This window comes from Fusicatenibacter sp. (assembly GCF_977045365.1).
Genome location: NZ_CDRRUH010000040.1, coordinates 1 through 22,651, shown reverse-complemented (window position 1 = coordinate 22,651; position 22,651 = coordinate 1). Strand labels below are relative to the sequence as shown.

Annotated in this window: 25 protein-coding genes, 3 pseudogenes and 1 riboswitch; of the genes and pseudogenes, 16 read left to right on the top strand and 12 right to left on the bottom strand. The window is 48.5% G+C overall.

Annotated elements, in window-relative coordinates; genetic code table 11:
* Positions 1–78 precede the first annotated feature (78 nt).
* The gene (locus ACY2VW_RS09625) at positions 79–660 is read right to left on the bottom strand and encodes a TetR/AcrR family transcriptional regulator C-terminal domain-containing protein (RefSeq protein WP_461877927.1); all 582 of its coding nucleotides are present in this window, start codon (positions 658–660) and stop codon (positions 79–81) included.
* Between the two features lie 366 nt (positions 661–1,026).
* On the opposite strand from ACY2VW_RS09625, the gene ACY2VW_RS09620 reads away from it, so the two are divergent.
* On the top strand, positions 1,027–1,563 hold the full coding sequence (locus ACY2VW_RS09620; protein WP_461877926.1) for a V4R domain-containing protein: 537 nt from the start codon (positions 1,027–1,029) through the stop codon (positions 1,561–1,563).
* 10 nt (positions 1,564–1,573) lie between these two features.
* Positions 1,574–2,830, top strand: coding sequence for a sensor domain-containing diguanylate cyclase (locus ACY2VW_RS09615; protein ID WP_461877925.1), 1,257 nt, complete (start codon positions 1,574–1,576; stop codon positions 2,828–2,830).
* 67 nt (positions 2,831–2,897) lie between these two features.
* Here the strand turns inward: ACY2VW_RS09615 and ACY2VW_RS09610 are convergent, their stop codons facing one another.
* Complete coding sequence (locus ACY2VW_RS09610) at positions 2,898–4,295, bottom strand: alanine/glycine:cation symporter family protein (protein WP_461877924.1); 1,398 nt, start codon at positions 4,293–4,295, stop codon at positions 2,898–2,900.
* 256 nt (positions 4,296–4,551) lie between these two features.
* On the opposite strand from ACY2VW_RS09610, the gene ACY2VW_RS09605 reads away from it, so the two are divergent.
* Complete coding sequence (locus ACY2VW_RS09605) at positions 4,552–5,535, top strand: dipeptidase (protein ID WP_461877923.1); 984 nt, start codon at positions 4,552–4,554, stop codon at positions 5,533–5,535.
* A gap of 2 nt (positions 5,536–5,537) precedes the next feature.
* Here ACY2VW_RS09605 and ACY2VW_RS09600 read toward each other — a convergent pair whose 3' ends face one another.
* The 5 genes from ACY2VW_RS09600 to ACY2VW_RS09580 form a co-directional block, all read right to left on the bottom strand.
* On the bottom strand, positions 5,538–6,269 hold the full coding sequence (locus tag ACY2VW_RS09600) for an ABC transporter ATP-binding protein (protein WP_461877922.1): 732 nt from the start codon (positions 6,267–6,269) through the stop codon (positions 5,538–5,540).
* Positions 6,270–6,272: 3 nt separating this feature from the next.
* Positions 6,273–7,109, bottom strand: coding sequence for an ATP-binding cassette domain-containing protein (locus ACY2VW_RS09595; protein WP_461877921.1), 837 nt, complete (start codon positions 7,107–7,109; stop codon positions 6,273–6,275).
* Between the two features lies 1 nt (position 7,110).
* Positions 7,111–7,914, bottom strand: a complete 804-nt coding sequence (locus ACY2VW_RS09590; RefSeq protein WP_461877920.1) for an ABC transporter permease — start codon at positions 7,912–7,914, stop codon at positions 7,111–7,113.
* 4 nt (positions 7,915–7,918) lie between these two features.
* Positions 7,919–8,875, bottom strand: coding sequence for an ABC transporter permease (locus ACY2VW_RS09585; RefSeq protein ID WP_461877919.1), 957 nt, complete (start codon positions 8,873–8,875; stop codon positions 7,919–7,921).
* Positions 8,876–9,044: 169 nt separating this feature from the next.
* Complete coding sequence (locus ACY2VW_RS09580) at positions 9,045–9,596, bottom strand: stage V sporulation T C-terminal domain-containing protein (RefSeq protein ID WP_461877918.1); 552 nt, start codon at positions 9,594–9,596, stop codon at positions 9,045–9,047.
* A 221-nt stretch (positions 9,597–9,817) separates the two neighbouring features.
* Here ACY2VW_RS09580 and ACY2VW_RS09575 point away from each other — a divergent pair, with 221 nt between their 5' ends.
* The 7 genes from ACY2VW_RS09575 to ACY2VW_RS09545 all read left to right on the top strand — a co-directional run bounded on the left by ACY2VW_RS09575 (position 9,818) and on the right by ACY2VW_RS09545 (position 14,393).
* Entirely contained in the window at positions 9,818–9,970 is a 153-nt protein-coding gene (locus tag ACY2VW_RS09575) for a hypothetical protein (RefSeq protein ID WP_461877917.1), read from the top strand.
* A gap of 60 nt (positions 9,971–10,030) precedes the next feature.
* Positions 10,031–10,936 carry a helix-turn-helix domain-containing protein gene (locus tag ACY2VW_RS09570; protein WP_461877916.1) on the top strand — a complete coding sequence of 302 codons (906 nt, stop codon included), beginning with the start codon at positions 10,031–10,033 and terminating at the stop codon, positions 10,934–10,936.
* A gap of 92 nt (positions 10,937–11,028) precedes the next feature.
* Complete coding sequence (locus tag ACY2VW_RS09565) at positions 11,029–11,766, top strand: hypothetical protein (protein WP_461877915.1); 738 nt, start codon at positions 11,029–11,031, stop codon at positions 11,764–11,766.
* 57 nt (positions 11,767–11,823) lie between these two features.
* Positions 11,824–12,261, top strand: coding sequence for a hypothetical protein (locus tag ACY2VW_RS09560; RefSeq protein ID WP_461877914.1), 438 nt, complete (start codon positions 11,824–11,826; stop codon positions 12,259–12,261).
* 161 nt (positions 12,262–12,422) lie between these two features.
* Positions 12,423–13,343 carry a helix-turn-helix transcriptional regulator gene (locus tag ACY2VW_RS09555; protein ID WP_461877913.1) on the top strand — a complete coding sequence of 307 codons (921 nt, stop codon included), beginning with the start codon at positions 12,423–12,425 and terminating at the stop codon, positions 13,341–13,343.
* Positions 13,340–13,762 carry an MmcQ/YjbR family DNA-binding protein gene (locus tag ACY2VW_RS09550; RefSeq protein ID WP_461877912.1) on the top strand — a complete coding sequence of 141 codons (423 nt, stop codon included), beginning with the start codon at positions 13,340–13,342 and terminating at the stop codon, positions 13,760–13,762. The genes ACY2VW_RS09555 and ACY2VW_RS09550 overlap by 4 nt, the downstream gene beginning before the upstream one ends.
* The gene (locus ACY2VW_RS09545) at positions 13,752–14,393 is read left to right on the top strand and encodes a GyrI-like domain-containing protein (protein WP_461877911.1); all 642 of its coding nucleotides are present in this window, start codon (positions 13,752–13,754) and stop codon (positions 14,391–14,393) included. The genes ACY2VW_RS09550 and ACY2VW_RS09545 overlap by 11 nt, the downstream gene beginning before the upstream one ends.
* A gap of 62 nt (positions 14,394–14,455) precedes the next feature.
* Here ACY2VW_RS09545 and ACY2VW_RS09540 read toward each other — a convergent pair whose 3' ends face one another.
* Complete coding sequence (locus ACY2VW_RS09540; protein ID WP_461877910.1) at positions 14,456–15,421, bottom strand: Rpn family recombination-promoting nuclease/putative transposase; 966 nt, start codon at positions 15,419–15,421, stop codon at positions 14,456–14,458.
* A 245-nt stretch (positions 15,422–15,666) separates the two neighbouring features.
* Positions 15,667–15,744, top strand: a riboswitch (Fluoride riboswitch).
* 47 nt (positions 15,745–15,791) lie between these two features.
* Between ACY2VW_RS09540 and ACY2VW_RS09535 the strand changes: the two are divergent.
* Positions 15,792–16,160, top strand: a pseudogene (locus ACY2VW_RS09535) (cation:proton antiporter domain-containing protein); the annotation flags it as partial.
* 202 nt (positions 16,161–16,362) lie between these two features.
* Here the strand turns inward: ACY2VW_RS09535 and ACY2VW_RS09530 are convergent.
* From ACY2VW_RS09530 to acgA, 3 genes are all read right to left on the bottom strand, one after another.
* On the bottom strand, positions 16,363–16,956 hold the full coding sequence (locus ACY2VW_RS09530) for a nitroreductase family protein (RefSeq protein ID WP_461877909.1): 594 nt from the start codon (positions 16,954–16,956) through the stop codon (positions 16,363–16,365).
* 1 nt (position 16,957) lies between these two features.
* Positions 16,958–17,992: a radical SAM/SPASM domain protein, ACGX system gene (gene acgM, locus ACY2VW_RS09525; RefSeq protein WP_461877908.1), complete on the bottom strand. Its 1,035-nt coding sequence runs from the start codon at positions 17,990–17,992 to the stop codon at positions 16,958–16,960.
* Between the two features lie 140 nt (positions 17,993–18,132).
* Positions 18,133–18,378: an ACGX-repeat peptide gene (gene acgA, locus ACY2VW_RS09520; protein WP_461877907.1), complete on the bottom strand. Its 246-nt coding sequence runs from the start codon at positions 18,376–18,378 to the stop codon at positions 18,133–18,135.
* Between the two features lie 218 nt (positions 18,379–18,596).
* Here acgA and ACY2VW_RS09515 point away from each other — a divergent pair, with 218 nt between their 5' ends.
* The gene (locus ACY2VW_RS09515) at positions 18,597–18,923 is read left to right on the top strand and encodes a winged helix-turn-helix transcriptional regulator (protein WP_461877906.1); all 327 of its coding nucleotides are present in this window, start codon (positions 18,597–18,599) and stop codon (positions 18,921–18,923) included.
* Between the two features lie 113 nt (positions 18,924–19,036).
* Positions 19,037–19,602 (top strand): annotated as a pseudogene (locus ACY2VW_RS09510) (carboxymuconolactone decarboxylase family protein); the annotation flags it as partial.
* 105 nt (positions 19,603–19,707) lie between these two features.
* Here the strand turns inward: ACY2VW_RS09510 and ACY2VW_RS09505 are convergent.
* Entirely contained in the window at positions 19,708–20,601 is an 894-nt protein-coding gene (locus ACY2VW_RS09505; RefSeq protein ID WP_461877905.1) for a DegV family protein, read from the bottom strand.
* 184 nt (positions 20,602–20,785) lie between these two features.
* Here ACY2VW_RS09505 and ACY2VW_RS09500 point away from each other — a divergent pair, with 184 nt between their 5' ends.
* From ACY2VW_RS09500 to rbr, 3 genes and pseudogenes are all read left to right on the top strand, one after another.
* Positions 20,786–21,181 carry a Fur family transcriptional regulator gene (locus ACY2VW_RS09500; RefSeq protein WP_461877904.1) on the top strand — a complete coding sequence of 132 codons (396 nt, stop codon included), beginning with the start codon at positions 20,786–20,788 and terminating at the stop codon, positions 21,179–21,181.
* 2 nt (positions 21,182–21,183) lie between these two features.
* A pseudogene (locus ACY2VW_RS09495) lies at positions 21,184–21,804 on the top strand (flavin reductase); the annotation flags it as partial.
* Between the two features lie 42 nt (positions 21,805–21,846).
* Entirely contained in the window at positions 21,847–22,389 is a 543-nt protein-coding gene (gene rbr / locus ACY2VW_RS09490; RefSeq protein WP_461877932.1) for a rubrerythrin, read from the top strand.
* Positions 22,390–22,651 lie beyond the last annotated feature (262 nt).

Below are 22,651 nucleotides of genomic sequence, written 5' to 3'. Positions count from 1 at the left end.
TTTTGAAAAATTTGACATTGTGCAAAAAATAACAAACCGGAATTTGTGAAAAATGACAAGAGCCGCAGCTCTTTCCGTTCAGGAAAGAAGCTGCAGCTCCAGAAACAGTTTTTTTAAGTCCTCCGGCATTGCGCGGACGAGAAGACCGGCCAGCTCGGAAGGGGTGATGTCCATCCCGCCAAGTACCCATTTTACGGTCATTGTGATCGATCCCTGGCAGTACATTTCGAGGAGAAAATGCATTTCCTGCGTCACCGGGCGGCCGCTTTTTTCGCGGATCAGGTTTTCGTAGAATGCCAGGATCAGTTCGAAATCATGCTCCCGCAGGGAGTTCTGCTTGTCGTAGCGGAAGGCGGCTGCGAAGAATGGCTTCTCCTCCTGGATGTACGTGAATTTCTTTTCCAGACTGTCGAAAACGGTCGTTCCGCGGCCCATATGTTCGAAGGATTTTGTAAGTAATTTATCAAAATACCAGTTGATCAGATCATATTTATCGAGAAAGTTGCGGTAGAAGGTCTGACGGGTAACGCCGCAGATTTCACAGATCTGGCGCACGGTGATCTCCTCGACCGGCGTCGTCTTCATGCATTCCTTCATGGATTCGGCAAGGCGGTATTTTGTTTTTTCACCTTTGGCAACAGATACAGTGGAATCAATCATCAGAGCAGTTTTCCTTTCGTTTCTAAAATCTTTGTATGGTTTATTATAACGCGAAACTGGAAAAATAAAAAGCCCTGAACACTTTTGAGAGTGACATCCTCCCCCACCTGTAGCTGGATGCAGAAAAACTGAAAGCATGTATGGAACGTCTGCTCAGCGAAAGAGAGCTGTACCGGCCGAATCGGGATAAAAAAGGAATTCCTAAGCGTCCGCGCTCTGTCTGACAGTGTAAAGGTATTACGCCCTATTGTTGAAACGGGACGGAAAAACTGCTATAATGATCTGAAATGATACAAAAATGAGACGAAATGAAAACACAGAAGATGTAAAAGAGAAAAGAAAGATTAAACAATAGGAGAAACCTTGATGGAAAATAATATTTTTTTCGCGGACAAAAAGCCGCTTCGTTTTGAGGAGTATTTAAAGTATGACGAGAACAGCAGAGGAAACTTAGGCGAAGAGCTTCCGGTACTCGTATACCGCATGCTGGAATACTCCCTGAAGGACGAACTGGTGCAGCGCTTCGGCAAAGAGACACAGGTAGAGATTTTCCGCAGCGCCGGACGCACGGCAGGTGAGTATTTCACAAAACACATGCTGGATATGGATCAGCCGATGGATGCGTTTGTCAATCAGCTGCAGAACAAGATGAAAGAACTGAAGATCGGTGTACTGCGGATTGAGGATGTCGATGAAGAGAGCGGAAGAATCATCCTCACAGTGGCAGAGGACGCGGACTGCTCGGGACTTCCGGTGCTCGGAGAGACGGTCTGCAATTACGATGAGGGATTTATTGCCGGAGTGCTTTCTACGTATTCCGGAAAAATGTATACGGCAGTGGAAGTGGACTGCTGGGCAACGGGTGACCGTGTCTGCCGCTTCCATGCAAATATAGAAGAGTAAGTGGTGTTGGATGGAAAACAGAAACTGTGAACAATTATTTGAATATCTGCGGAGTATCCTGTATGACACGAAGGTACAGCCGCTGGATCTGGAAAAGCTGGACGAACCGTATCAGAAGCTCGGCATGGGGCTGCAGTACCTGGACAAGATGATCCAGGAAATGAAAGCGTATTCTGCGGCTCTTTCGAAGGGCGATCTGTCCGGCACAATCGCGACCCGGGGAAATTCGCTGTGCGATAATCTGAAAAACATTCAGGCGAATCTGAATCATCTGACGTGGCAGGCAAAGCAGGTAGCAAAGGGGGATTATTCTCAGACGGTTTCGTACCTCGGTGAATTCTCAGATGCGTTCAACACGATGACGGCGCAGCTCCGTGAGCGGGAAAATGCGCTGCGGCTGGAAGCAGAGGTGGAGAAACACCACGCCGACATGGCGGAAAGCTACAATGCACTTCTGCTGGATCTGATCAGCGGAAGTGAAGAGGAAATTATTGTAACGAATGTGGACGGAACGAAGATTCTGTACTGCAACCGGGAGGGCGCAAGTGAGGATCTGAAGAATGAAGAGATCTACAAGATGTGTCTGCAGGAGGCGGCAAAAGAGCGGAGCAGTGATTCGGAGGCGCTGACCTCGGTGAAATGGTACTGGGAGGCAGAGGATTCTGAGCACCGCTTTTACAAAATCCGTTCGCGGACCATTGCCTGGGAGGATGAGAAGGCGTATACGCATATCATCCGCGAAGTGACCGAGACGAAACAGCGCGAGGAGATGCTGCGCCGGAAAGCCCAGAGGGATCCGATGACGGGGATCGGAAACCGCGCATTTTTCCTCGAAAAGGCGGAGGACATGCTGAAAAAAGAAGTCAGTATGGTGTTCTGCTACTGCGATCTCGATCATCTGAAATACATCAACGATCATTTCGGCCATGCCGAGGGCGACTGGTATATCCGCCATTTTGTACACACAGTGGAAAATCTGATCCGGAAAGAGGACATTTTTGCGCGGGTCGGTGGCGATGAGTTCTGCATTGTACTTCAGAACTGCCCGCTGCAGGCTGCAAAGGATAAGCTGCAGGTGATCCAGAATGCGTTCGAGAGCGAAAAGACGCACGAGTATCCGAAGAGCTTCAGCTGCGGTATGGTCGAGGTTCCCCAAGACCACGAGGAGCTGGATATCGTGAAAATTATCGAGGAGGCAGATGCGGTGATGTATCTGCAGAAGAAAAAACATCGGCAGAGCCAGCCGGAGCTGCAGAGAAAAGAATAGAAAAGTGTTTAGAAAAAAATCTCCGGGAAAACGGTGCATATCGAAATGCCGTTTTCCCGGAGATCTTTTAATTGGTTTTTACTTCGTTAGCAAAATATTCTTTTGTCAGCTCTGCCACCTTGCCCGAGAGCAGGAAGAGAGCGATCAGGTTCGGGATCGCCATGAGGCCGTTGAAGGTCTCCGCAATGCTCCACATCAGGCCGAGATTTGCGGTGGCGCCGAGGATGGCAACCAGCGAGTAAGCGGCCATGAAGTATTTCGTGATCTTTTCAGAGAACAGGAACTCGATGCAGCGTGCACCGTAAAGTCCCCAACCGAGGATTGTGGAAAAGGCGAAGCAGCACATCGCAAGTGCGGTGAACAGCGAAACCCAGTTTCCATACGTAGCGGTAAATCCGCTGATCGTCAGCTCCGCGCCGGCGGCCTGTCCGTAAGCAATGGAAGTGCCGCTGCAGAGGATAACGAGTGCAGTTAAGGTACAGATGACGATGGTGTCTGTAAATACCTCGAAGATACCGAACATACCCTGTTTGACCGGCTTTCTCGTATCGGCGCAGGCATGCGCGATGGAGCCGGTACCAAGACCTGCCTCATTCGAGAAGATACCGCGGGAGACACCTTTTTTCACACTCATGATCATGCTTCCGACGATACCGCCCGTCACAGCGGAAGGACGGAATGCACCCTTGAAGATCGACACGAAAACAGATGGAATCGTGTTGATGTTCAATAAGATAACGCCGAGGGCAAGGATGATATAAAACAGTGCCATAAACGGAACGAGTTTTTCCGTTACCTGTGCAATTCGTTTGACGCCGCCGAGCAGGATCAGCGCAACGAGCGCGGCGATGATGATTCCCTGGATTAAGTTGGAAAGCGAAACAGATTTTTCCGAGATCACATGGTAGTTCATCAGTGCGGAGTTGATCGCGGTTGTGATTGTATTAACCTGCGTTGCGTTTCCCGTTCCGAATACCGTCAGTACGCCGAAAGCGGCAAACAGGTAAGCCAGGAAATGCCATTTTTTGCCAAGGCCGTTTTTGATGTAGTACATCGGTCCGCCGACGAGCTCGCCGTTGGCGTTTTTCTCACGGTAGAAGACAGCCAGTGTAACCTCCGCAAATTTCGTACACATGCCGAGCAGGGCCGAAATCCACATCCAGAACACCGCACCCGGTCCGCCAATCGCGATAGCACCGGCGACACCGGCAATATTACCGGTACCGACCGTAGCGGCCAGCGCCGTACAGACCGCCTGGAACGGAGTAATTGCACCGTCGGACGCATCCTTTTTCCGGAACATTCGTCCGATCGTCGTGCGGATTGCATACGGGAATTTTCGAATCTGGAGAAAACGGGTGCGCAGACTTAAGTACAGTCCGACACCAAAAATACAGATCATAGCCGGAACACCCCAGATAAAATTGTTCACGGCAGTGTTGATGGTTTCAATCAGTTGGAGCATAGATACCTCTTTCTTGAGCCCATTTCAGATACATTCCGGTTTGCGAAGATGTTCTTAGAAACAGGCTCTGCTGTTTGATCAGTGAGAAAGCAGTTGCCGGTTTGTTGCGTAAAAACCGGCAACTGCAGTACATAATGAAAAAAGTATATCATCTCATCTGCAATTTTCAAGTTTTTTTCTGAAAAAAGCGAAAAAATAGAAAGAATCCGGCGAAGTATGATAGAATAGAGAAAAAACAGAAAAGAGGATTATTGCCATGTTTCAGGTAATTGATATGCACTGCGACACCATTCCGGCATTGCAGTGGAGGGAAAAACAGGAGCATCTTGCGGATGCGGATCTTCAGATCAATCTGGAAAAGCTGGAGAAAGGCGGCAGTCTCTGCCAGTGCTTTTCTCTGTTTACGTTTCTGAAGGGATTGAAAAATGAGACACCGTATGAGCATGTGAGAAAGCTGATTGATCTCTGGAGATCAGAAGTGGAACGATACCCGGATCGGATCCGCCAGGTAAAAACGTATGCGGATCTGATGCAGGTGCAGAAGGAAGGAAAAATAGGCGCGGTGATGACCGTCGAAGAGGGTGGTGTTTACGAGGGAAGCATCGAAAAATTGCATACGCTGTACGATCTCGGCGTGCGGATTTCCACACTGACCTGGAACTTCCCGAATGAGCTTGGATTCCCGAACCCGGCGCAGGAAGAGGGAAAACCATATCTTCCGGACCTTGCAAACGGGCTGACACCGACAGGAATTACCTTTGTCGAGGAGATGGAGCGGCTTGGCATCGTGATTGATCTGTCGCATTTAAACGACGCCGGAATCCGCGACGTTTTTGCCCACACGAAAGGCCCGGTCATTGCGTCCCATTCCAACGCGCGCGGCGCGTGCTTCCATCTGCGAAATCTTTCAGATGAAATGATTCGTCAGCTCGCAGAACGTGGCGGCGTCACCGGTATCAATTTCTGTCCGTCGTTTCTGCGTGAGGAGGAGCCTGCGGCGAAAAAGGCATCGACGATGGATATGGTACGCCATATGAAATATCTGCGTAAGGTCGGAGGCATCGATATCATCGGCCTCGGAACCGATTTTGACGGTTTCAGCGGTGAGACGGATGTGCCGGACACCGCGCATATGCAGCATCTCGCAGATGTGATGAGCCACGAAGGCTTTACAGATGAAGAGATCGAGAAGGTCTTTTCGAAGAATGTGCTTCGCGTGTTTAAGGAGTGCTGGAAGTAAAACTACAGCTCCGGCGACGCCGCCAGAAGCTCTTTCGTATAATCATTCTGCGGATGCGCAAACAGTTCTTCCGTCTCCGCACTCTCCACAATCCGTCCCTGTTTCATCACGAGGACGCGGTCGCACATCTGGTAGATGACGTTGAGGTCATGCGAGATAAAGAGAATTGAGAGATGAAGCTCCTCCTGCAGCTGAACCATCAGCTCCATGATCTGTTTCTGAATCGTCACATCGAGAGCGGAAACCGGTTCGTCGGCAAGAACCAGGCGTGAGCCCTGGATCAGGGCGGCGGCGATGCTGACTCTCTGCCGCTGGCCGCCGGAAAGCTCATGCGGGCGGCGGTTCAGATGTTCCGCGGAGAGACCGACCTTTTCTGCCATGGCAAGAACGCGCTGTTTTCGTTCCTCTTTTGGAACTTTCTGCATCCGAAGCGGCTCCTCTAAAATCCAGGAAATTTTTTTCGCCGGATTCAGGGAAGAAAACGGGTCCTGGAAAATCATCTGCGGATGATCGACACGCGAGACAATCTCGCCTTCGTCCGGGCGGATAAATCCTAAGATCACTTTGGAGAGCGTCGACTTTCCGCATCCGCTCTCACCGACAAGTCCGAGAATTTCATCCTCATGCAGTTCAAACGATACATCGTGAAGCACCTGTTTTTTCTGCTTTCCTTCCTGATAGGAGGCAGAGATATGGCAGACTTCCAGAATGTTGTTTGGATTACTTTCGCTCATGTGTTATGCCTCCTTTTCTGATGCTGAAGCAGTTTTATTCCGTTTCCGGAGGGAAGTCCGCCGGTTCGGAATCGCGTCGAGCAGGCGGCGGGTGTAGTCTTCCTGCGGATGGAAAAAGACATCGTCCACGCTACCGGATTCTACGATCGTTCCATGATTCATAACGATGACCCGGTCACACAGCGAGCGGATGACGCCGAGGTCATGCGAGATAAAAAGAATCGCCGTGTGATGGTGTTCGTTGATCTTTTTCAGCAGTTTTAAAATCTGCGACTGAATCGTCACATCCAGCGCCGTCGTCGGCTCATCGGCGATCAGAAGCTTCGGTTCGGTGATGAGTGCCGCGGCGATCATCACACGCTGGCGCTGGCCGCCGGAGAGCTGATGCGGATATTTTCTGCAGAGCACTTCCGGGTCGGGAAGCTCGACCTCGCGCATCATGGCGAGAACTTTCTCATGGCGTTCCGACGGGGTGCAGTTTCCGTGGAGCAGCAGTCCCTCCGCAATCTGTTCCTCAATCGTCAGAACCGGATTCAGAGACGTCATCGGCTCCTGGAAAATCATGCTGATTTCTTTTCCGCGGATGCGCTGCAGCTCGTCCCGGGAAGCGTGTGCCACGGAGGCACTTTCATAGAGAATTTCCCCGCCGGAGACAGCCGAGTTTTCTTTTAAGAGCTGTAAAATTGAGAGCGCCGTCTGCGTTTTTCCGGAGCCGGACTCCCCGACGATACCGAGCGTTTCGCCCTGCTCGAGGGAAAAGGAGATTCCTTTTACCACATCGGTCGGCGGCGTGGTATCGTAAAATGAAATTTTTAAATTGCGTACATCGAGAAGCGCCATATCAGTTACCGCCTTTCTTCTGTAATCCGTCGCCGAGCAGCGATACGCCGAGTGCCAGCAAAATGACGGCGAGACCCGGGAAAATTGCGCCCCACGGAGCGGTCATCAGATAGAGCTGGGCTTCAGAGAGCATTCGTCCAAGCGATGCATCCGGCGGCTGGACACCGATGCCGAGAAAGCTCATACCGGCCTCGGAGAGAACGGCGTTGTTGAAGCCGATGGCCGCCATCGAAAGAAGCGACGGAACGGCATTCGGCAGGATATGGACAAACATGATCCGCAGGTGCGAGACACCCATCAGGCGGGCACTTTTGACGTAATCCATGTCTTTGCGGGCAAGAAATTCGCTTCGTGTGACGCGGGCAAAGCTCGGAATAAAGACAATGCCGAGTGCGAGAATCACATTGTATTTGCCAGGTCCCAGCAGCGCAATAAACACGAGCGCCAGCAGGATACCCGGGAAGGAAACGATGACATCGTTGATACGCATCAGAATTTCATCGATCCATCCGCCGAAGTAGCCGGTGAAAGCACCGACAAGAACACCGATGGATCCGCCGAGCAGCAGCGTGGCGAAAGCGACGAAGAACGTCGTGCCGGTTCCCTTTAAGACGCGGCTGAAAATATCGCGTCCGAAGTGGTCACAGCCGAACAGATGCGAAAGGGACGGGGCAGCAAATTTCGCGGCGCCGTTCATCGCGTCCGGGTCGTACGGTGTGCAGAAAACGCCGACCAGAAGAAACAGAAACATAAAAACGGTGATGGCAGCTCCGAGGATCAGAGTGAGATTGCGTTTCTTTTTCATGATCTTAAAGCTCCTTTCCGTCTTTTACGCGGATCCGCGGGTCAATTCTGCCGTACAGCAGATCCACAGCGAAGTTGATGATGATAACGAGTGCGGCAATCAGCACAAGGATGCCCTGTACCACGGGATAATCGCGGTTTGAGATCGAAGTGATCAAGAGACTTCCCATGCCCGGAATTGAGAAAACCTGTTCCAGAATGATGCTGTTTGCCACGATATCGGCGATCGTCATGCCCCAGAAGGTCAGCACCGGGATCAGGGCATTTTTCAGCACATGGTGATACATGACGCGGTGCGCGCTGTTTCCGCGGGAATAGGCGGTGCGCACGTAGTCGGCATCCATCTGCGAGAGCACAGAGCTGCGCAGCATTTTGACCGCCATGGCACAGCGCGGAAGCGCGATGGCGGCAGACGGTGCAACAAGATAGCCGACAAAGGCGGTGAAGTTTTCGGAGATCGAAACGTAAGCGCCCGGCTGAAAACATTTGAGGATCAGACCGAAGAAGTATGTAATCAGAATGCCGATGAAAAATCCCGGGACGGACATGATGACCTGATTCAGCGTCATGATCAGCCGGTCGAGATGGCCCCCGGCGTGCTGCGCCGTGAAAATGCCGATCGGAATCGAGACGGCAAGGATCATCAGAAAGGCGATGATCGTGATGGTGATTGTAATCGGAACTTTATCGCGGATCAGATCGGTGACCGGCATCGAATAAGAATACGAGGTGCCGAGATCCCCATGGAAAAAGCCGGCTACCCACGAAGCATACCGTTCGAGAACCGGCCGGTCCAGTCCCATTTCTTTCTGCAGAGCCTCAATCCGCTCCGGCGTCGCCTCCGTTCCCAGCTGCGATTTCGCCGCGTCGCCCGGAATGACCGAAAAGGCGAAGAAGGATAAAAACGAGACGAGGAGCAGCGTCAGAATGAGGGAGCCGAATTTCTTTGCAATGTATTTCATAGATATGGAAATTCCTCCTTATATAATAGACGGTTGAAAAGTGCGTCGGTTTTATTGTAGACAAAGAACATGGAAAAGGCAAGTTAAATTTGGGATAATATCCGCAGAGAAAAAGGCTTTCTGCGTGACCGGCGGGGACCGTGCAAAAAGCCTTTGAAATTTTGTTGTTTCAGTTTTCCATTTCTCTCCCGAGATATGCCGCAGCCACCTGGAGCAGTTTTTTGTCGGCCTCATTCGGCAGGGTTTCTTTATCCTTTTCGCAGAGAATCACAGACCCAATGGCGTCCCCTGAGGAAAGAATCGGAAAGATGAGCTCCGGCAGGGGCGGGGTGGAGTCATCATCTTCAAGAATCGAAAAATAAGATTTCTCCCCCGGCCGCGCAATCACCATTTTCCGGTTTGAAATCGCCTCCTCCAGCCGGCTGCTGATCGATTTCCCGAGATAACTTTTCTGTTCCGGTCCGCTTGCCGCTACGATCTGTTCCTGATCCGAAACACAGACGAGACACCCCGTCACCGCCGAAATCGACTTCGTAAACCCGGCCGCACACTCCGCCAGTTCCTCCATCGGCGAGTATTTCTTTAAAATAATCTCCCCTTCCCGCCCCGTATAAATCTCCATCGACTGCCCCTCCCGGATCCGCATCGTACGCCGAATCTCCTTCGGAACCACCACACGCCCCAGATCATCAATCCTCCGAACAATTCCAGTCGCTTTCATATTAAAAATTCCTCCTGTTTCCACATACTTTCCATAATTTGTACTGTATGGGTAGTATGTGGAAAAAGGATGAAATTATACAAGAAAAGTCTATCCATTGTTATATCGAAAGTATATAATAAAGTTATTGTACGAACAGTTCGAACTGCGTTTTGAACTGCAGAAGAACAGGAGCGATTGAGGACTGAAATAGTTTCAAAAGGAATGCTGACAAGGGAAGGATGCAGGTCGTGCCATTCTCTCCGATCGCGAGCGGTCTGCTCTCCGGTAAAATCACAACCGGGACAAAATTTGATGCGGTGGACGATGTCCGCAAATTCGTTCCGCAGCTCACAAAAGAAAATATTGCGGCGAACCAGCCGATTCTACTTTGAGGGGGTGTGATTTCACCCCCTTTTCTGTTATGATTTTCTCAAAGAAAAGGGGGAATCTCTATGGATCTTGTCAAAATTGGAAAATATATTGCGGAAAAAAGAAAAGCGCTCGGCATGACGCAGAAGCAGCTGGCGGAGCAGCTCGGGATGAGCGATAAATCGGTCTCGAAGTGGGAGAGGGGCATCTGCCTGCCGGATGTGTCGGTGTATCTGGAACTGTGCAAAATTCTCGGCATCACCATCAATGAATTTCTCGCCGGGGAGGATATCAGTGAGGAGAATCTGACGGAGAAAGCGGAGGATAATCTGATTCAGGTTGCGAAAGACAGCAAGCATCGGCAGAAGCATTTAAAGAGCATGATTGCGGTGCTGGCGCTGACGGCGGTGCTGGCGATTGCTGCGGCTGGCGTGATGTGGTACCGCAGTGTGCGGACACCGAAAAATTTTATTGCACCGTATGACATGGATTCGCCGGAAAGGAACATCGCCCAGATACTTTCCGGACCGGACGGCGCGATGCTCTTTCAGTATTCGGCAGACGAGCCGTTCCAGACTATGACATTGTACTTGACGGAATATCACTACAGCGAACAGGTTTCCAAAACAGAGATCGCCGGGCTGGGTTATGATGACTTCAGTGATGTGACTTCGATGTCGAAGGGAATGATCGCGTTGATCCCGGATTTTGAGGCGTTTCAGGTGGATGTGTATATCACGGACAGTGCCTGTAAATATCAGACGAAGTTTTCAATTCTCGAAGGCGTGGAAAACCGGGAAGTGTTCGGCAGATCCGGCACAGAAATCACAGAGGATACTGCACTTGTCTATGATAAAGAGCTGGGATTGGGAGCATTCTTTTATGGAGAGAATGGACTGAGCGCGTATTCGGTTGAGGATTTGGAAAAGGGGAATGTGGAACTGAATAATGAGTATACGTATTGTGTCTCTGTTGAGTTTTCAAAATAGAAAAATGAAGTAATCCTGCACAGATCTTCTTGATAAAACAGTTAGACTGAGCTAATCTCATCTTAAGAGAATCTATTTTGGGAGGTGAGACGATGAGTGTAACTGTTTTGCGATTTCTGCTGGTGCTGGGAATTATCGGGCATGCGGTGAACATGTACTGCGACCGCATTATCAGCATATTTCCAAACGGCAGACTGAAGATTGAGGATATCAAAACCATCGGCGAGGAAGGAAAGATGGCGAAGCTGATGGAGGGCGTATCCGAGAAGGTACCGATGCGTTCCGCAGTCTGGGGCGCCTATTTGCTGGTGCTGCCGATTTTTATTGCGATGTTTCCGTTTCGAATCATCGGAACACTGCATATCGCGGCGATGGTTACGATGCTGGCGTGGATCTTTCTTGCATCGCATTCGGGCATCGTGAGAGTACAGAAAAACCGCGGAATCCGCTGCCTTTTTAGGGTAATGGGTTCCACGGTTTTTGCGTTATGTTTTTGCGTGTGCCTATTTTTCAATCGGGTTATCCAACATATAGATGACGCAGGCAAATCCCGCAATCATGGCGAACAGAACTGCACCGCCCAAAGCCTGATCAAACAGAACTGCGCCGACAAAGAAACCAGCAATTGCGACAAGCACCATAACAATCACAGACACGACCGTTCGAAATTTTTCCATGCATATTCCCTCCCTTTTCGTTTTTGCCGTATGAAAAAGTACTTTTTATATGGTTATTATAGTGCGGAATATGTCTTGAGACAATTGGACATTTGTTCTAAAGATGCCTGTGTTTTTTCTACTTTCGTCCTGACAAGATTTCCGTTACAATAAAGATACAAAAAAACAGGGAGGTCGTGGATGATGAAAAGAGTCAGGATATTTACCAAAATGATACTTTTGACAGCTCTAATCTGCATATGCCTCACAGGCTGCGGAAAATCAACAGCAGTTACGCTTCCGTTTGAGGCGGCTGATGTTGTAAGGATCGAAATGTACCGCTTCGTTGTACCGGCAAGCGCAGAAAAGAAAGAGATCACAGAACCAGAAGAAATTGCGGATGTATATTCGACATTTTCAAACTTAAAAGTAACCGACAAAGAAACCGAGCCGCTTACGGGAAGCACCGTGACGAGTTTTCGATTCTGTCTCTTGGACGGAACAAACTATGAAATCATTTACAACGCCGAAGGCGTCAAATCCGGCAGAGTGCAGCTGGGCGAAGAAACGAAGGATTATTTTACATCTGCAGACATCGGAAGCTTATGGGAGAACTGCCAGAAAGAAGCCGTAAAGGTGGATGAGGCGGAACTGCCTGCATATCCGTGATTCACAGAAACGAAATCAGCCGTCCGTTTGGAAGAGATTCCATTGGGCGGCTGAAGTTGTTTTATGCGGTTACGAGTTCATTTTTATCGAGGATATGGTAAAATCATGACATGGAGTTGTCATGTTTTGCGTGATAGTATGAAAGAGAGAAAGGAACAGCAATGAAAATAGACAGACAGTTGGGAATTTTGTCCGTGCTGCTGCAGAAAGACTCCGTGACGGCACCGGAGCTGGCGGAGATGTTTGAGGTGTCGCGGCGGACGATTAACCGAGATATTGAGGATCTGTGTAAGACAGGGATTCCGCTGGTGACACGGCAGGGGGTTCACGGCGGGATTTCGATTATGGAAGGGTATAAACTTGACAGAACGATGCTCACGCACAGCGAGATGCAGGATATTCTGGCGGGACTTCGGAGTCTGGACAGTGTGAATGGGACGAACCGCTACGGTCAGCTGATGGAAAAGCTGTCGGCGGGGTCTTCGGATTTTATGGTAGGGAACCAGTCGGTGCTGATTGATCTGTCGTCGTGGTATAAGGATTCGCTCGCGCCGAAAATTGAAATGATCCGTCTGGCGATCGGTCAGCACAGAGAGCTGGAATTTACTTATTATGCACCGGGAAAAGAGTCTGTACGCCGCATCGAGCCATATTATTTAATGTTCCGCTGGTCGAGCTGGTACGTGTGGGGCTGGTGTAAAACGAGAGAAGATTTTCGTCTGTTCAAGCTGAATAGGATGGACAAAGTGCAGATGCTGGAAGAAACATTTGCAGCCAGAAATGTCCCTATGCCGGATCTGAGCGATGAGAGAATTTTTCCGGGTGGAATCCGGGTAAAAGCATTGTTCACGGCAGACTGCAAATGGCGCCTCGTAGAAGAGTTTGGAACAGAATGCTGTCAGGAGCTGGAGGATGGATCACTTTTGTTTCAGGCAGATTATACCAACAAAGAAAACCTGATCACATGGCTGTTGACTTTCCGCGAAAAAGCAGAACTGCTGGAGCCAAAGGAGCTGCGCGAAGAATTGCGGCAGAGCATTCGGCGGATGCAGGCGAAGTATGAGGATGGAGGAGAAATATGATTGAGTCAAATTGTAAGATATGGGAGGCAATGCATCAGATGCGGTATTCCTGGATCGATGATTATCTGATGCAGAAACCAGGCGTAGAAAAGCTGCCGCCGCAGTGGAACTGGATCCGTTATGCTATCGGAGGGAAAATGTTTGCGGCTGTCTGTCTCGGAGAGCAGAATGAGCCATATTACATCACACTGAAGCTGGAGCCGTCGGAGGGAAGCTTTCTGCGGGAGCAGTACGAGGACATCATTCCGGGGTATTATATGAACAAACAGCACTGGAATTCCATAAAACCAAACGGCGCTGTGCCGGATGACCTGGTGAAAGATCTGCTGGATAAGGCGTACGGACTTGTGCTCGGCAGGTTCAGCAAAAAGAAACAGAAAGAAATTCTGGAAAGCGGGGATAAGGCGGATGGCTTTTGATTATAAGAAAGAGCAGAAAGAATTTTATCAACCGAAAAATCTACCAGAGATTGTAACCGTTCCGTCCATGAATTATCTGGCGGTGCGGGGAAAGGGAAATCCGAATGCCGAGGGCGGCGAATACAAAAAATCAATCGAGATTCTGTATGCACTTGCCTATACGCTGAAAATGAGCTACAGGACAGATTACAAAATCAACGGATTTTTTCATTACGTCGTCCCACCGTTAGAAGGCTTCTGGCGGCAGGAGGGGACAGAAGAAATTGATTATGAAAAGAAAGAAGATTTTCAATGGATTTCCGCCATCCGCCTGCCGGATTTCATCACCAGAAAAGATTTCGAATGGGCCGTACATACGGCAGAAAATAAGAAACATATCGATTGCTCCCGCGCAGAATTTCTGACAATAGAGGAAGGACTCTGCGTACAGATCATGCACCATGGATCTTTCGATGCAGAACCGGAAACAATAGAAAAAATGAATCAATATCTTGAAACACAAGGTTATGAAAACGACATTATGGATCAGCGCCGCCATCACGAAATTTATCTGTCTGATGCAAGAAAAACGGCACCTGAAAAATGGAAAACTGTGATCCGTCATCCGATTCGAAAAAAAGCAAATTGCTGATATGCAGAAAATAATTCAGCCGTCCGTTTGGAAGAGATTTCCATTGGGCGGCTGAGATGGCTTTATACAGTTGCAAGTTCATTTTCTTCAATGATAGTTTTTATTTTAAGTTCTTCCAAACCAGCTATATCAGCAATTTGAGCTGTAGTGTAGCCTTTTTGAAACATGTGAAGAATTATTTTTTGCTCTCCAAGTTGGATACCTGTTTTAATTCCATCTTTCAGTGCCCTTTCGCGAATTCCTTCACCTAAATTACACATAACATTCACATCCTCTCTGAGTGTCTGGTCTAAAGGGATCTTGTATTCTGTTTCTATAATATCGAGTTTCTGAGTCAGTGTCAACTCGTTGGAAAATAATGCGCAGAGAAGCCTGTGCAGTTCATATTTCTCATCAAGCGGAGGAAGATCAGAGAGTCCAATCAGAACAATATTAAGCAGATCAAGGCGCCCTTTCCAAGGATAGGAATTAATAAGACCTTCTTTTGTAAGATGAATATAGTCCATGCTGTTTTCTCCCATATTCATGCAGACCCAAATAGAGTAGACTCGTTTGAGCTGATTAAAATCCGATCCCGTAAAGTCCCGTTCTTTCTGGGAAGAAATCATTCGACAGGTATAGAAAACAGCTCGGTTTAAAATATGATATTCCGCAGGTTCTTCTTTTTGTGCTTCGATGTTGATGATAATCTGTGATAGTCCATCTTTTAGACGAACATAAAAAATAATATCAAATCGGATCAGCCCCTCATTTAGTTCCTGATTTTCGGAATTAAAACCGACGATGCGCAGCCCGTCCTTTTCTTTTTCACTATTGGTAAGTCCGGGATCTACAGGAACTGTACTGATGTAAGGTTCCCCTTCGATACAGGAAACAATATCTGCCGCACGCATTCCCTGGAATTCTTTTACCGTATGAACAAGGATATGAGCTAAAATCATTTTCTGACTGAGCAGACGTTTGGCACTTGCATCATATTGTGCCGTTTTGTCCGTTGCGTAAATCGTATTTTTCATTTCTGTATGCAACAAAAATACCCTTCTTTCTTTTCTGCTGCATCTCAGAAATGTTTTGTACGGGTATTATAGCGCCAAAAGTGTTTTAAAACAATTGGGAATTTATTCTAAAGATTTTTGGGTTTTTTCTAACTTTCTTTTTGAAAGATTTTCTGATTCCTTTGCATATATCAAGTTTTAGATTATAAAAATGAGATACATTCAGATTAACGAGAAAATCAGCACTTGCACTCACCTCCTCGTCTGTGTTATAGTTACCGCTGTAAGGGAATGAAGTTCTCCAGAAGTAGAAATACTTAAAACGCTTAATCAAAGCTGATGACTTCTGCGATAAAAAACGCAGGGGCATCAGCTTTTTCTGCGTCTGTAAGGAGGAAATACTATGTTACTGAGTGTTGCACTGATTCTGCTGGTCGGCATGTCCATGGGATGGATCTGCCAGAAGGTGAAGCTGCCGAGCCTGCTTGGCATGCTGCTGACGGGAATGGTTCTGGGGCCGTACATGCTGGATCTGATTGATGCGAGTATCCTTGGGATTTCGGCGGATCTGCGGAAGATTGCGCTGATTATTATCCTGACGAGAGCAGGCCTTGGACTCGATCTTTCGGCTTTGAAAAAGATTGGAAGACCCGCCGTTATGATGTGTTTTGTCCCGGCATCATTTGAGCTGCTGGGGATGATTCTGCTGGCGCCGCGTTTTATGGGAATGAGCGTGCTGGAAGCCGCCGTTCTCGCACTCGTGCTGACCGCGCCGCTGGGGGCGTTTGCAATTGATCTGACATATAAGAAGCTGTTGGCGAAAGAATAACCCCAAATTGATATGCAGAGCAGGGGTCAGTCCGGCGGTCAGGGCGAGCTAGTCCTTTCCGAATAATATGAATGGGTTCAACTGCAATGTTTTTGCATCAATTTCTTTGGACATTTTACATCCTTTCTATCCTCGTGAAGGGGATTTAAAATCGTATCACACGTTTCTCTTTCCGTGGTTTTGCCGCCGGATGACGATCCTCTTTTCTTGGATATCCAAGAAGTAACTGCATCACCGCATAATACCCGTCCGGGATTTCCCATTTGCGGAGGATTTCCTGTCCATACGGATCTGCAAAGGCAGTCCACCCCTGGCCGATGTAGCAGGAGCCGATGCCGAGGGAGTCGGCGAGGAGCATCATGTTTTCGGCGGCGACGGCGCAGTCATCGACGGAGAAGAGAAAATTGCGCGGGGCAAACAGGGTGATGACGGTCGGTGCGTCGTAGAATGCATTAATCAGTTTCGGGTCATCCGCGATGCTCGGCTGTTCTTTCGAGACAAAGTTAGTTCCGGTCGCCATGCGCGGGTTGGAGTTGGCGCGTTTGATTTTTCCGAGCTTTTCATTTGCCTCCCGGTTCTGGCACACTGCGAAAATCACGCCCTGCCGTCCGCCTGCACTCGGCGCATACATACCTGCCTGTAAAATCTGTTCCAGTTCTTCTTCTGTAATCTGCGCCGGATCAAACCGCCGGATTGCGCGCCGGTGCATGATTGCTTTCATTACTTCATTTTCTTTCATTTCAGAGTACCTCCTTCCAGCACTGTGGATCTGCCGCATAAAAATTGCCGTCCTTTCCGCTTGCAACCGCCGGGCAGCCGCGGCAGAATGCCAGCAGTTCACATTTGGAGCATTTCTCGAATTTCGTATAATCCCGATACGTTTCCATCTGTCCAACCCACACATCGGCAATCCGGTCCGTAAAAACATTTGCCACATGGCTGTTCTGCACGCGGCGGCAGGCGTAGAGATCGCCGTTCGGGAGAATCGTCAGATGACAGTTTCCGCAGTTGCAGCCGCCGTAGATCATGCCTTCTTTTGCATAAGACGGAATCTGGAATGCGCCGGTTTCGTATTCGTAGAGCATCCACAGGTGATCCTTTTTATTGAAATACGTTTTGCATCCCATCGCCTCATATTCCTTAAATTTCCGGTCACAGTCCGCCAGCAGTTTTCGATAGCGGAGCGGTTCGATGTTCGTATCTTTTTCCTCACTGGTCGGGCAGTAGCGGGCAAACGCGTACACATTGACACCGGCTGTTACGACCGCGTCGATGATGTTAGGCACTTCGTCAATATTTGTGCCGGAGACGGTCGTCATCACGACGGAACGGATATCGGCGCGGTTGATACAGCCGATTTTTTCGAGTGTAATATCGAAGCTGCCCGGTTTTCGGAACCAGTCGTGCGTTTCACGCATGCCGTCGATCGAAAGTTGATATTTCTCACATCCGCATTCCTTCAGCCGCCGACAGACGTCATCTGAGAGATGAAAAGGATTGCCGAGAATCGTGAACACAATGTGGTGCTCTTTGAACAGCGCGAGCAGTTTCCAGAAGTCCGGGTGCAGAATCGGGTCACCGCCGGTGAGATAGAAATACGGTGTGCGGTGGTAGACCGCACAGAAATCAAGACAGTTGTAAAATGTATCCTGCATCTGATCCCAGGTCATGGAATCGAGGTGTTTGCAGTTGTTTTCCGAAAAAATATAGCAGTGCCTGCAACGCTGGTCACAGTCATCGGTGATGTGCCATTGGAAGGAAAAATAGGGATTCATATGAGAGCCTCCTTTGTCGAAGTTTGTCAGAAAAGGTCCAGGGCGCATTTTCCAAAACGGACCACGGGAGGAGTGTCCGTTCTGGAAAATACACCCCGGTGTATTAAAAATACATTTACAGGGTGTATTCCGGTGCAGGCTTATTTGTCGCCAGCACCACAGGCAGAACCGCAGGCTGCCGGTTTTTCTTCCGGTTTGTCGGAAGCCCCGCATGCAGAACCGCAAGCTGTCGGAGTTTCGGCCGGTTTATCGCCAGCGCCGCATGCAGAACCACAGGCCGCCGGAGTCTCTTCCGGTTTGTCGGAAACCCCGCACGCAGAGCCGCATGCTGCAGCCGTTTTTTCCGTTGTCATTTTGCTCCATCCAAATAAATTCGCAAGTGCCATAATGTTTTACCTCCATTTGATTTTTCAGGGTGAATCTATTTCCTGTTCACGCCCTTATTGTATCGGGGAAAAAGAAAGAAAAAAAGTACGCACAATTTTATTACGTAGTCATAAAAAAATAACCCGGGTTATAAAAAGGTGACTTATTGTCAGAAAAGAATGCTTGCATTATAATAGAATACAACATCACATTTTGAACGTTTTGGAGGAATTTACGTATGATCACAAAAGAAGAAATGCCGGCATGCCCGGTGGCGACGACCGTCTCTCTGATCGGAAGCAAATGGAAACTTCTGATCATCCGAAACCTGCTTGTGCGCCCGTGGCGGTTCAATGAGCTGAAAAAAGATCTGGAAGGCATCAGCCAGAAGGTGCTGACGGACAGCCTCCGATCCATGGAAGCCGACGGAATCATCACCCGAACCGTGTACCCGGAGGTGCCGCCGAGAGTTGAGTATGCTTTAAGCGAACTCGGCGAATCCATGCGCCCGATTATCAAGTCGATGGAAGCGTGGGGAATTTCGTATAAAGAAGCACACGAGTAAAAATGTGAAATTTGCCTGAAAAGCATGAACCCTTATAAAATATAGGCATTAGACATGGAAGAGCAGATCGTTCTATAATAAAAAAACAGAAAAAATACCAGGAGGATAGGATCATGGCAAAAATTACACAGACAGCAGGAAGAAACGCACTCGGAAAGTTTGCTCCGCAGTTCGCTCATTTTAACGATGATGTTCTCTTTGGGGAGAACTGGAATAATGAAGACATTGACGTAAAGACAAGAAGCATCATCACCGTGGTTGCACTGATGGCATCGGGTGTGACGGATTCTTCTCTGAAATTCCATCTGCAGAATGCAAAAGCACACGGCGTTACCCAGAAGGAAATCGCAGCGATCATTACTCACGTCGCTTTCTACGCCGGATGGCCGAAAGGATGGGCCGTCTTCAATATGGCAAAAGAGGTATGGGAGACTAATGAGGGTGACCTTCCGTATGAGGACGAGGCCATGCGTGCACACGCAAAAAAATGGTATTCCCGATCGGCGCGCCGAACGATAGCTTCGCGCAGTATTTCTCCGGCAAGAGCTATCTGGCACCAGTATCCACAAGCCAGGTCGGCATTTTCAACGTAACCTTTGAGCCGGGCTGCCGCAACAACTGGCATATCCACCACGCAAAGAGCGGCGGACAGATCCTCGTCTGCGTTGCCGGTATCGGATGAAGAGTATGGAAAATTGAAATAAAACGGAAATCTAAAAAATGCGTGTTTGAGAGCAGAAAACTTTCAAACACGCATTTTTTATGGTTGGATTTTTATGATTTTTTACAGCAGTTCGCGGTCTTTCGCCATAAAGAACAGTGCGATCGTATCCGGTCCGACGTGGCTGCCGGTGCAGTAGTCGTAGGAAGTGTTGATGAACTCACGGACGTTCACTTTTTTTTGAATCTCTTCCATCACGTAGAGAGAATCCTCATAAGCATCCGCATGTGCGATTCCGACGATCTGGTTTTCCGGGTTTTCGATGGTTTCGCAGAAGAGGTGGATCAGCTCATTTAAAACGGCTTTGCGTCCGCGGACGTTTTTGTAGGAAACGATATAGCCGTCTTTGTTTCCGCGCAGAATTGGTTTGATTTTCAGCATATTTCCAACGACAGCGACGCTTCCCTTGATTCTTCCTGTGTGGGAAAGGTATTTCAGATCGCCGACGGTGAAAACGCCGTTCATTCTGCCGACGTAGGTTTCGAGGAGATCCGCTGCGTCATCGACATCCATGCCCTTGTCACGCATTTCCGTGGCATAGATAGCGAGGATTCCCTGCGCCAGAGAGGCGTTGAGGGAATCGACAAGGCGGATTTTCCGTTTATCACCGTATTCTTCCAGAAGCTCCTCGGCGGCAAGTCTTGCCGAGTTATAATTTCCGCTGATGTTTTTACTTAAAGAAAAATAGATCACATCCTCGCCTGCCGCAAGAGCGGTGCGGAACGCATCTTCGAAATTTGCGGTGCTGATGAGTCCTGTCTTGATTTCAGCGCCGGAACGCATGGCATTATAGTATTCTTTTCCTTTGGCACGCTCTTCTTCCAGTGTCAGATCCGGGTCGAAGCAGACCAGTTCTTTTCCATTCACAAGATTAACGAAAGAAACGACATGGATATCGTATTTTTTCGCAGTGGCAGCAGGCAGATTTGCCGCTGAGTCAACAAAAACCTGAAACATAAAAAATTCTCCTTTGCATATAGAAATGTCCCCCGGATTACGCAACTTTTGATAAGCATTGTAACACATTGTATCACCAAAGAAGGGCGTTTTCAATGGAGGATTTTTGTGATTTGTATCTTGACAGAAGACTAAAAACGATATATAATCCTAATTAAGAAAAGATCCTAATAAGGAGAGCGCCATGGAACGAAGAAATACGATTCAAAAAGACCTGGTTCTAAAGACGGTGCAGGGGCTGAAACGCCATCTGACGGCGGAAGAAGTGTATGAATTTATCAAAAAAGATCATCCTACCATAGGAAAGGGAACGGTGTACCGCAACCTCGGCATTCTGGCAGAAGAGGGAGCGATCCGGAAAGTAGAAGTCCCGGACGGACCGGACCGGTTCGACTTTACGCTGAAAAATCATTACCATGTAGAGTGCATCCGGTGCGGAGAAGTTTTCGATGTCGATATGGATGAAGTGACCGATTTGAATGAGAGAATCCATGACACACATGGCATGCAGTTTTTGAACTACGATATTTTCTTCAAGGGAATCTGCCCGGTGTGCAGAGCAAAAGAAACGGAGGAATGAGGATGGATAAAAAGGCAATGTATAAACTGAGCTACGGTCTGTTCATGCTGACGGCAAAAGAAGCGGAAAAAGACAACGGATGTATCATTAACACCGCCATTCAGGCAGCATCGGAGCCGAACCAGCTGAGTATCTGTGTGAATAAACTGAATTACACGCACGATATGGTACTGCGGACCGGCGAGTTTACTGTTTCGGTTTTAAGCCAGAATGCGAAATTTGATCTGTTTAGACAGTTCGGATTTCAGTCGGGACGGGATGTCAATAAGTTCGAAAACTTTGACGCATGCGCCCGTGGAGCGAATGGGATTTATTATATCACGGAAGGAACAAATGCTTATATCTCCGTGAAGGTGAAAAAGACGGAAGATCTGGGATCCCATACGATGTTTATCGGTGAGATTACAGACATGGAAGTTTTGAGTGATGCGCCGTCGGTAACGTATGCGTATTACCTGGAAAACATCAAACCGAAGCCGCAGGCGGTTGGAAAAACGGAGAGCGGGCAGACGGTATGGCGCTGTACGATCTGCGGTTATGAGTATGTGGGAGAGGAGCTGCCGGAAGATTTCGTCTGTCCTCTGTGCAAGCATCCGGCATCGGATTTTGAAAAGGTTGTAAAAACAGTGGCAGCAGAAAAAACAGAGAAAACGGAGGAAATCAAAATGGCAGCAAACAAGTATGCGGGAACACAGACAGAGAAAAACTTACACGAAGCATTTTCCGGTGAATCACAGGCGAGAAATAAATATACCTATTTTGCATCTGTAGCGAAAAAAGAAGGCTACGAGCAGATGGCAGCGCTCTTCCTGAAAACGGCGGACAATGAGAAAGAACATGCAAAAATGTGGTTCAAAGAGCTCGCAGGCATCGGCGACACCAAGGCAAACCTGGCGGCAGCCGCAGAAGGTGAAAACTACGAGTGGACCGATATGTACGAAGGCTTTGCCAAAACTGCCGAGGAAGAAGGCTTCCCGGAACTGGCTGCAAAATTCCGCGCTGTTGGCGAGATCGAGAAACATCACGAGGAGAGATACCGCGCACTGCTGAAAAACATCGAGACAGCACAGGTATTTGAAAAGAGTGAAGTAAAGGTCTGGGAATGCCGGAACTGCGGCCACATCGTAGTCGGAACCAAAGCCCCGGAAGTCTGCCCGGTATGCGCACATCCGCAGAGCTACTTTGAGGTGAGAGAAGAGAATTACTAATTGTTTTGAAAATCAACAGTCAGCCCCTGCTTCTGGAAATTTCTGGGAGCAGGGGCTGTTTATTCTTGCAGTGATATGTCTGGTACTTCAGATAACTGGTTTTAAAGTATATGAAACAAAGGAAACACAGGATTAAATGTATGAAAGGGCGTGAATCTGCTGTTGGATTCATGCCCTTTTACTTATGATTGTGAAATTGTTTTCAGTAATTTATGTGACGTGCAATAACTGTAAATGCAGGCAACGATTTCTGCAATCCAGA

Bases quoted from the DNA above. Each gene is read 5' to 3' on its own strand.
- ACY2VW_RS09625 (WP_461877927.1), bottom strand. From the start codon at position 660: ATGATTGATTCCACTGTATCTGTTGCCAAAGGTGAAAAAACAAAATAC.
- ACY2VW_RS09620 (WP_461877926.1), top strand. From the start codon at position 1,027: ATGGAAAATAATATTTTTTTCGCGGACAAAAAGCCGCTTCGTTTTGAG.
- ACY2VW_RS09615 (WP_461877925.1), top strand. From the start codon at position 1,574: ATGGAAAACAGAAACTGTGAACAATTATTTGAATATCTGCGGAGTATC.
- ACY2VW_RS09610 (WP_461877924.1), bottom strand. From the start codon at position 4,295: ATGCTCCAACTGATTGAAACCATCAACACTGCCGTGAACAATTTTATC.
- ACY2VW_RS09605 (WP_461877923.1), top strand. From the start codon at position 4,552: ATGTTTCAGGTAATTGATATGCACTGCGACACCATTCCGGCATTGCAG.
- ACY2VW_RS09600 (WP_461877922.1), bottom strand. From the start codon at position 6,269: ATGAGCGAAAGTAATCCAAACAACATTCTGGAAGTCTGCCATATCTCT.
- ACY2VW_RS09595 (WP_461877921.1), bottom strand. From the start codon at position 7,109: ATGGCGCTTCTCGATGTACGCAATTTAAAAATTTCATTTTACGATACC.
- ACY2VW_RS09590 (WP_461877920.1), bottom strand. From the start codon at position 7,914: ATGAAAAAGAAACGCAATCTCACTCTGATCCTCGGAGCTGCCATCACC.
- ACY2VW_RS09585 (WP_461877919.1), bottom strand. From the start codon at position 8,875: ATGAAATACATTGCAAAGAAATTCGGCTCCCTCATTCTGACGCTGCTC.
- ACY2VW_RS09580 (WP_461877918.1), bottom strand. From the start codon at position 9,596: ATGAAAGCGACTGGAATTGTTCGGAGGATTGATGATCTGGGGCGTGTG.
- ACY2VW_RS09575 (WP_461877917.1), top strand. From the start codon at position 9,818: ATGCAGGTCGTGCCATTCTCTCCGATCGCGAGCGGTCTGCTCTCCGGT.
- ACY2VW_RS09570 (WP_461877916.1), top strand. From the start codon at position 10,031: ATGGATCTTGTCAAAATTGGAAAATATATTGCGGAAAAAAGAAAAGCG.
- ACY2VW_RS09565 (WP_461877915.1), top strand. From the start codon at position 11,029: ATGAGTGTAACTGTTTTGCGATTTCTGCTGGTGCTGGGAATTATCGGG.
- ACY2VW_RS09560 (WP_461877914.1), top strand. From the start codon at position 11,824: ATGATACTTTTGACAGCTCTAATCTGCATATGCCTCACAGGCTGCGGA.
- ACY2VW_RS09555 (WP_461877913.1), top strand. From the start codon at position 12,423: ATGAAAATAGACAGACAGTTGGGAATTTTGTCCGTGCTGCTGCAGAAA.
- ACY2VW_RS09550 (WP_461877912.1), top strand. From the start codon at position 13,340: ATGATTGAGTCAAATTGTAAGATATGGGAGGCAATGCATCAGATGCGG.
- ACY2VW_RS09545 (WP_461877911.1), top strand. From the start codon at position 13,752: ATGGCTTTTGATTATAAGAAAGAGCAGAAAGAATTTTATCAACCGAAA.
- ACY2VW_RS09530 (WP_461877909.1), bottom strand. From the start codon at position 16,956: ATGAAAGAAAATGAAGTAATGAAAGCAATCATGCACCGGCGCGCAATC.
- acgM (WP_461877908.1), bottom strand. From the start codon at position 17,992: ATGAATCCCTATTTTTCCTTCCAATGGCACATCACCGATGACTGTGAC.
- acgA (WP_461877907.1), bottom strand. From the start codon at position 18,378: ATGGCACTTGCGAATTTATTTGGATGGAGCAAAATGACAACGGAAAAA.
- ACY2VW_RS09515 (WP_461877906.1), top strand. From the start codon at position 18,597: ATGATCACAAAAGAAGAAATGCCGGCATGCCCGGTGGCGACGACCGTC.
- ACY2VW_RS09505 (WP_461877905.1), bottom strand. From the start codon at position 20,601: ATGTTTCAGGTTTTTGTTGACTCAGCGGCAAATCTGCCTGCTGCCACT.
- ACY2VW_RS09500 (WP_461877904.1), top strand. From the start codon at position 20,786: ATGGAACGAAGAAATACGATTCAAAAAGACCTGGTTCTAAAGACGGTG.
- rbr (WP_461877932.1), top strand. From the start codon at position 21,847: ATGGCAGCAAACAAGTATGCGGGAACACAGACAGAGAAAAACTTACAC.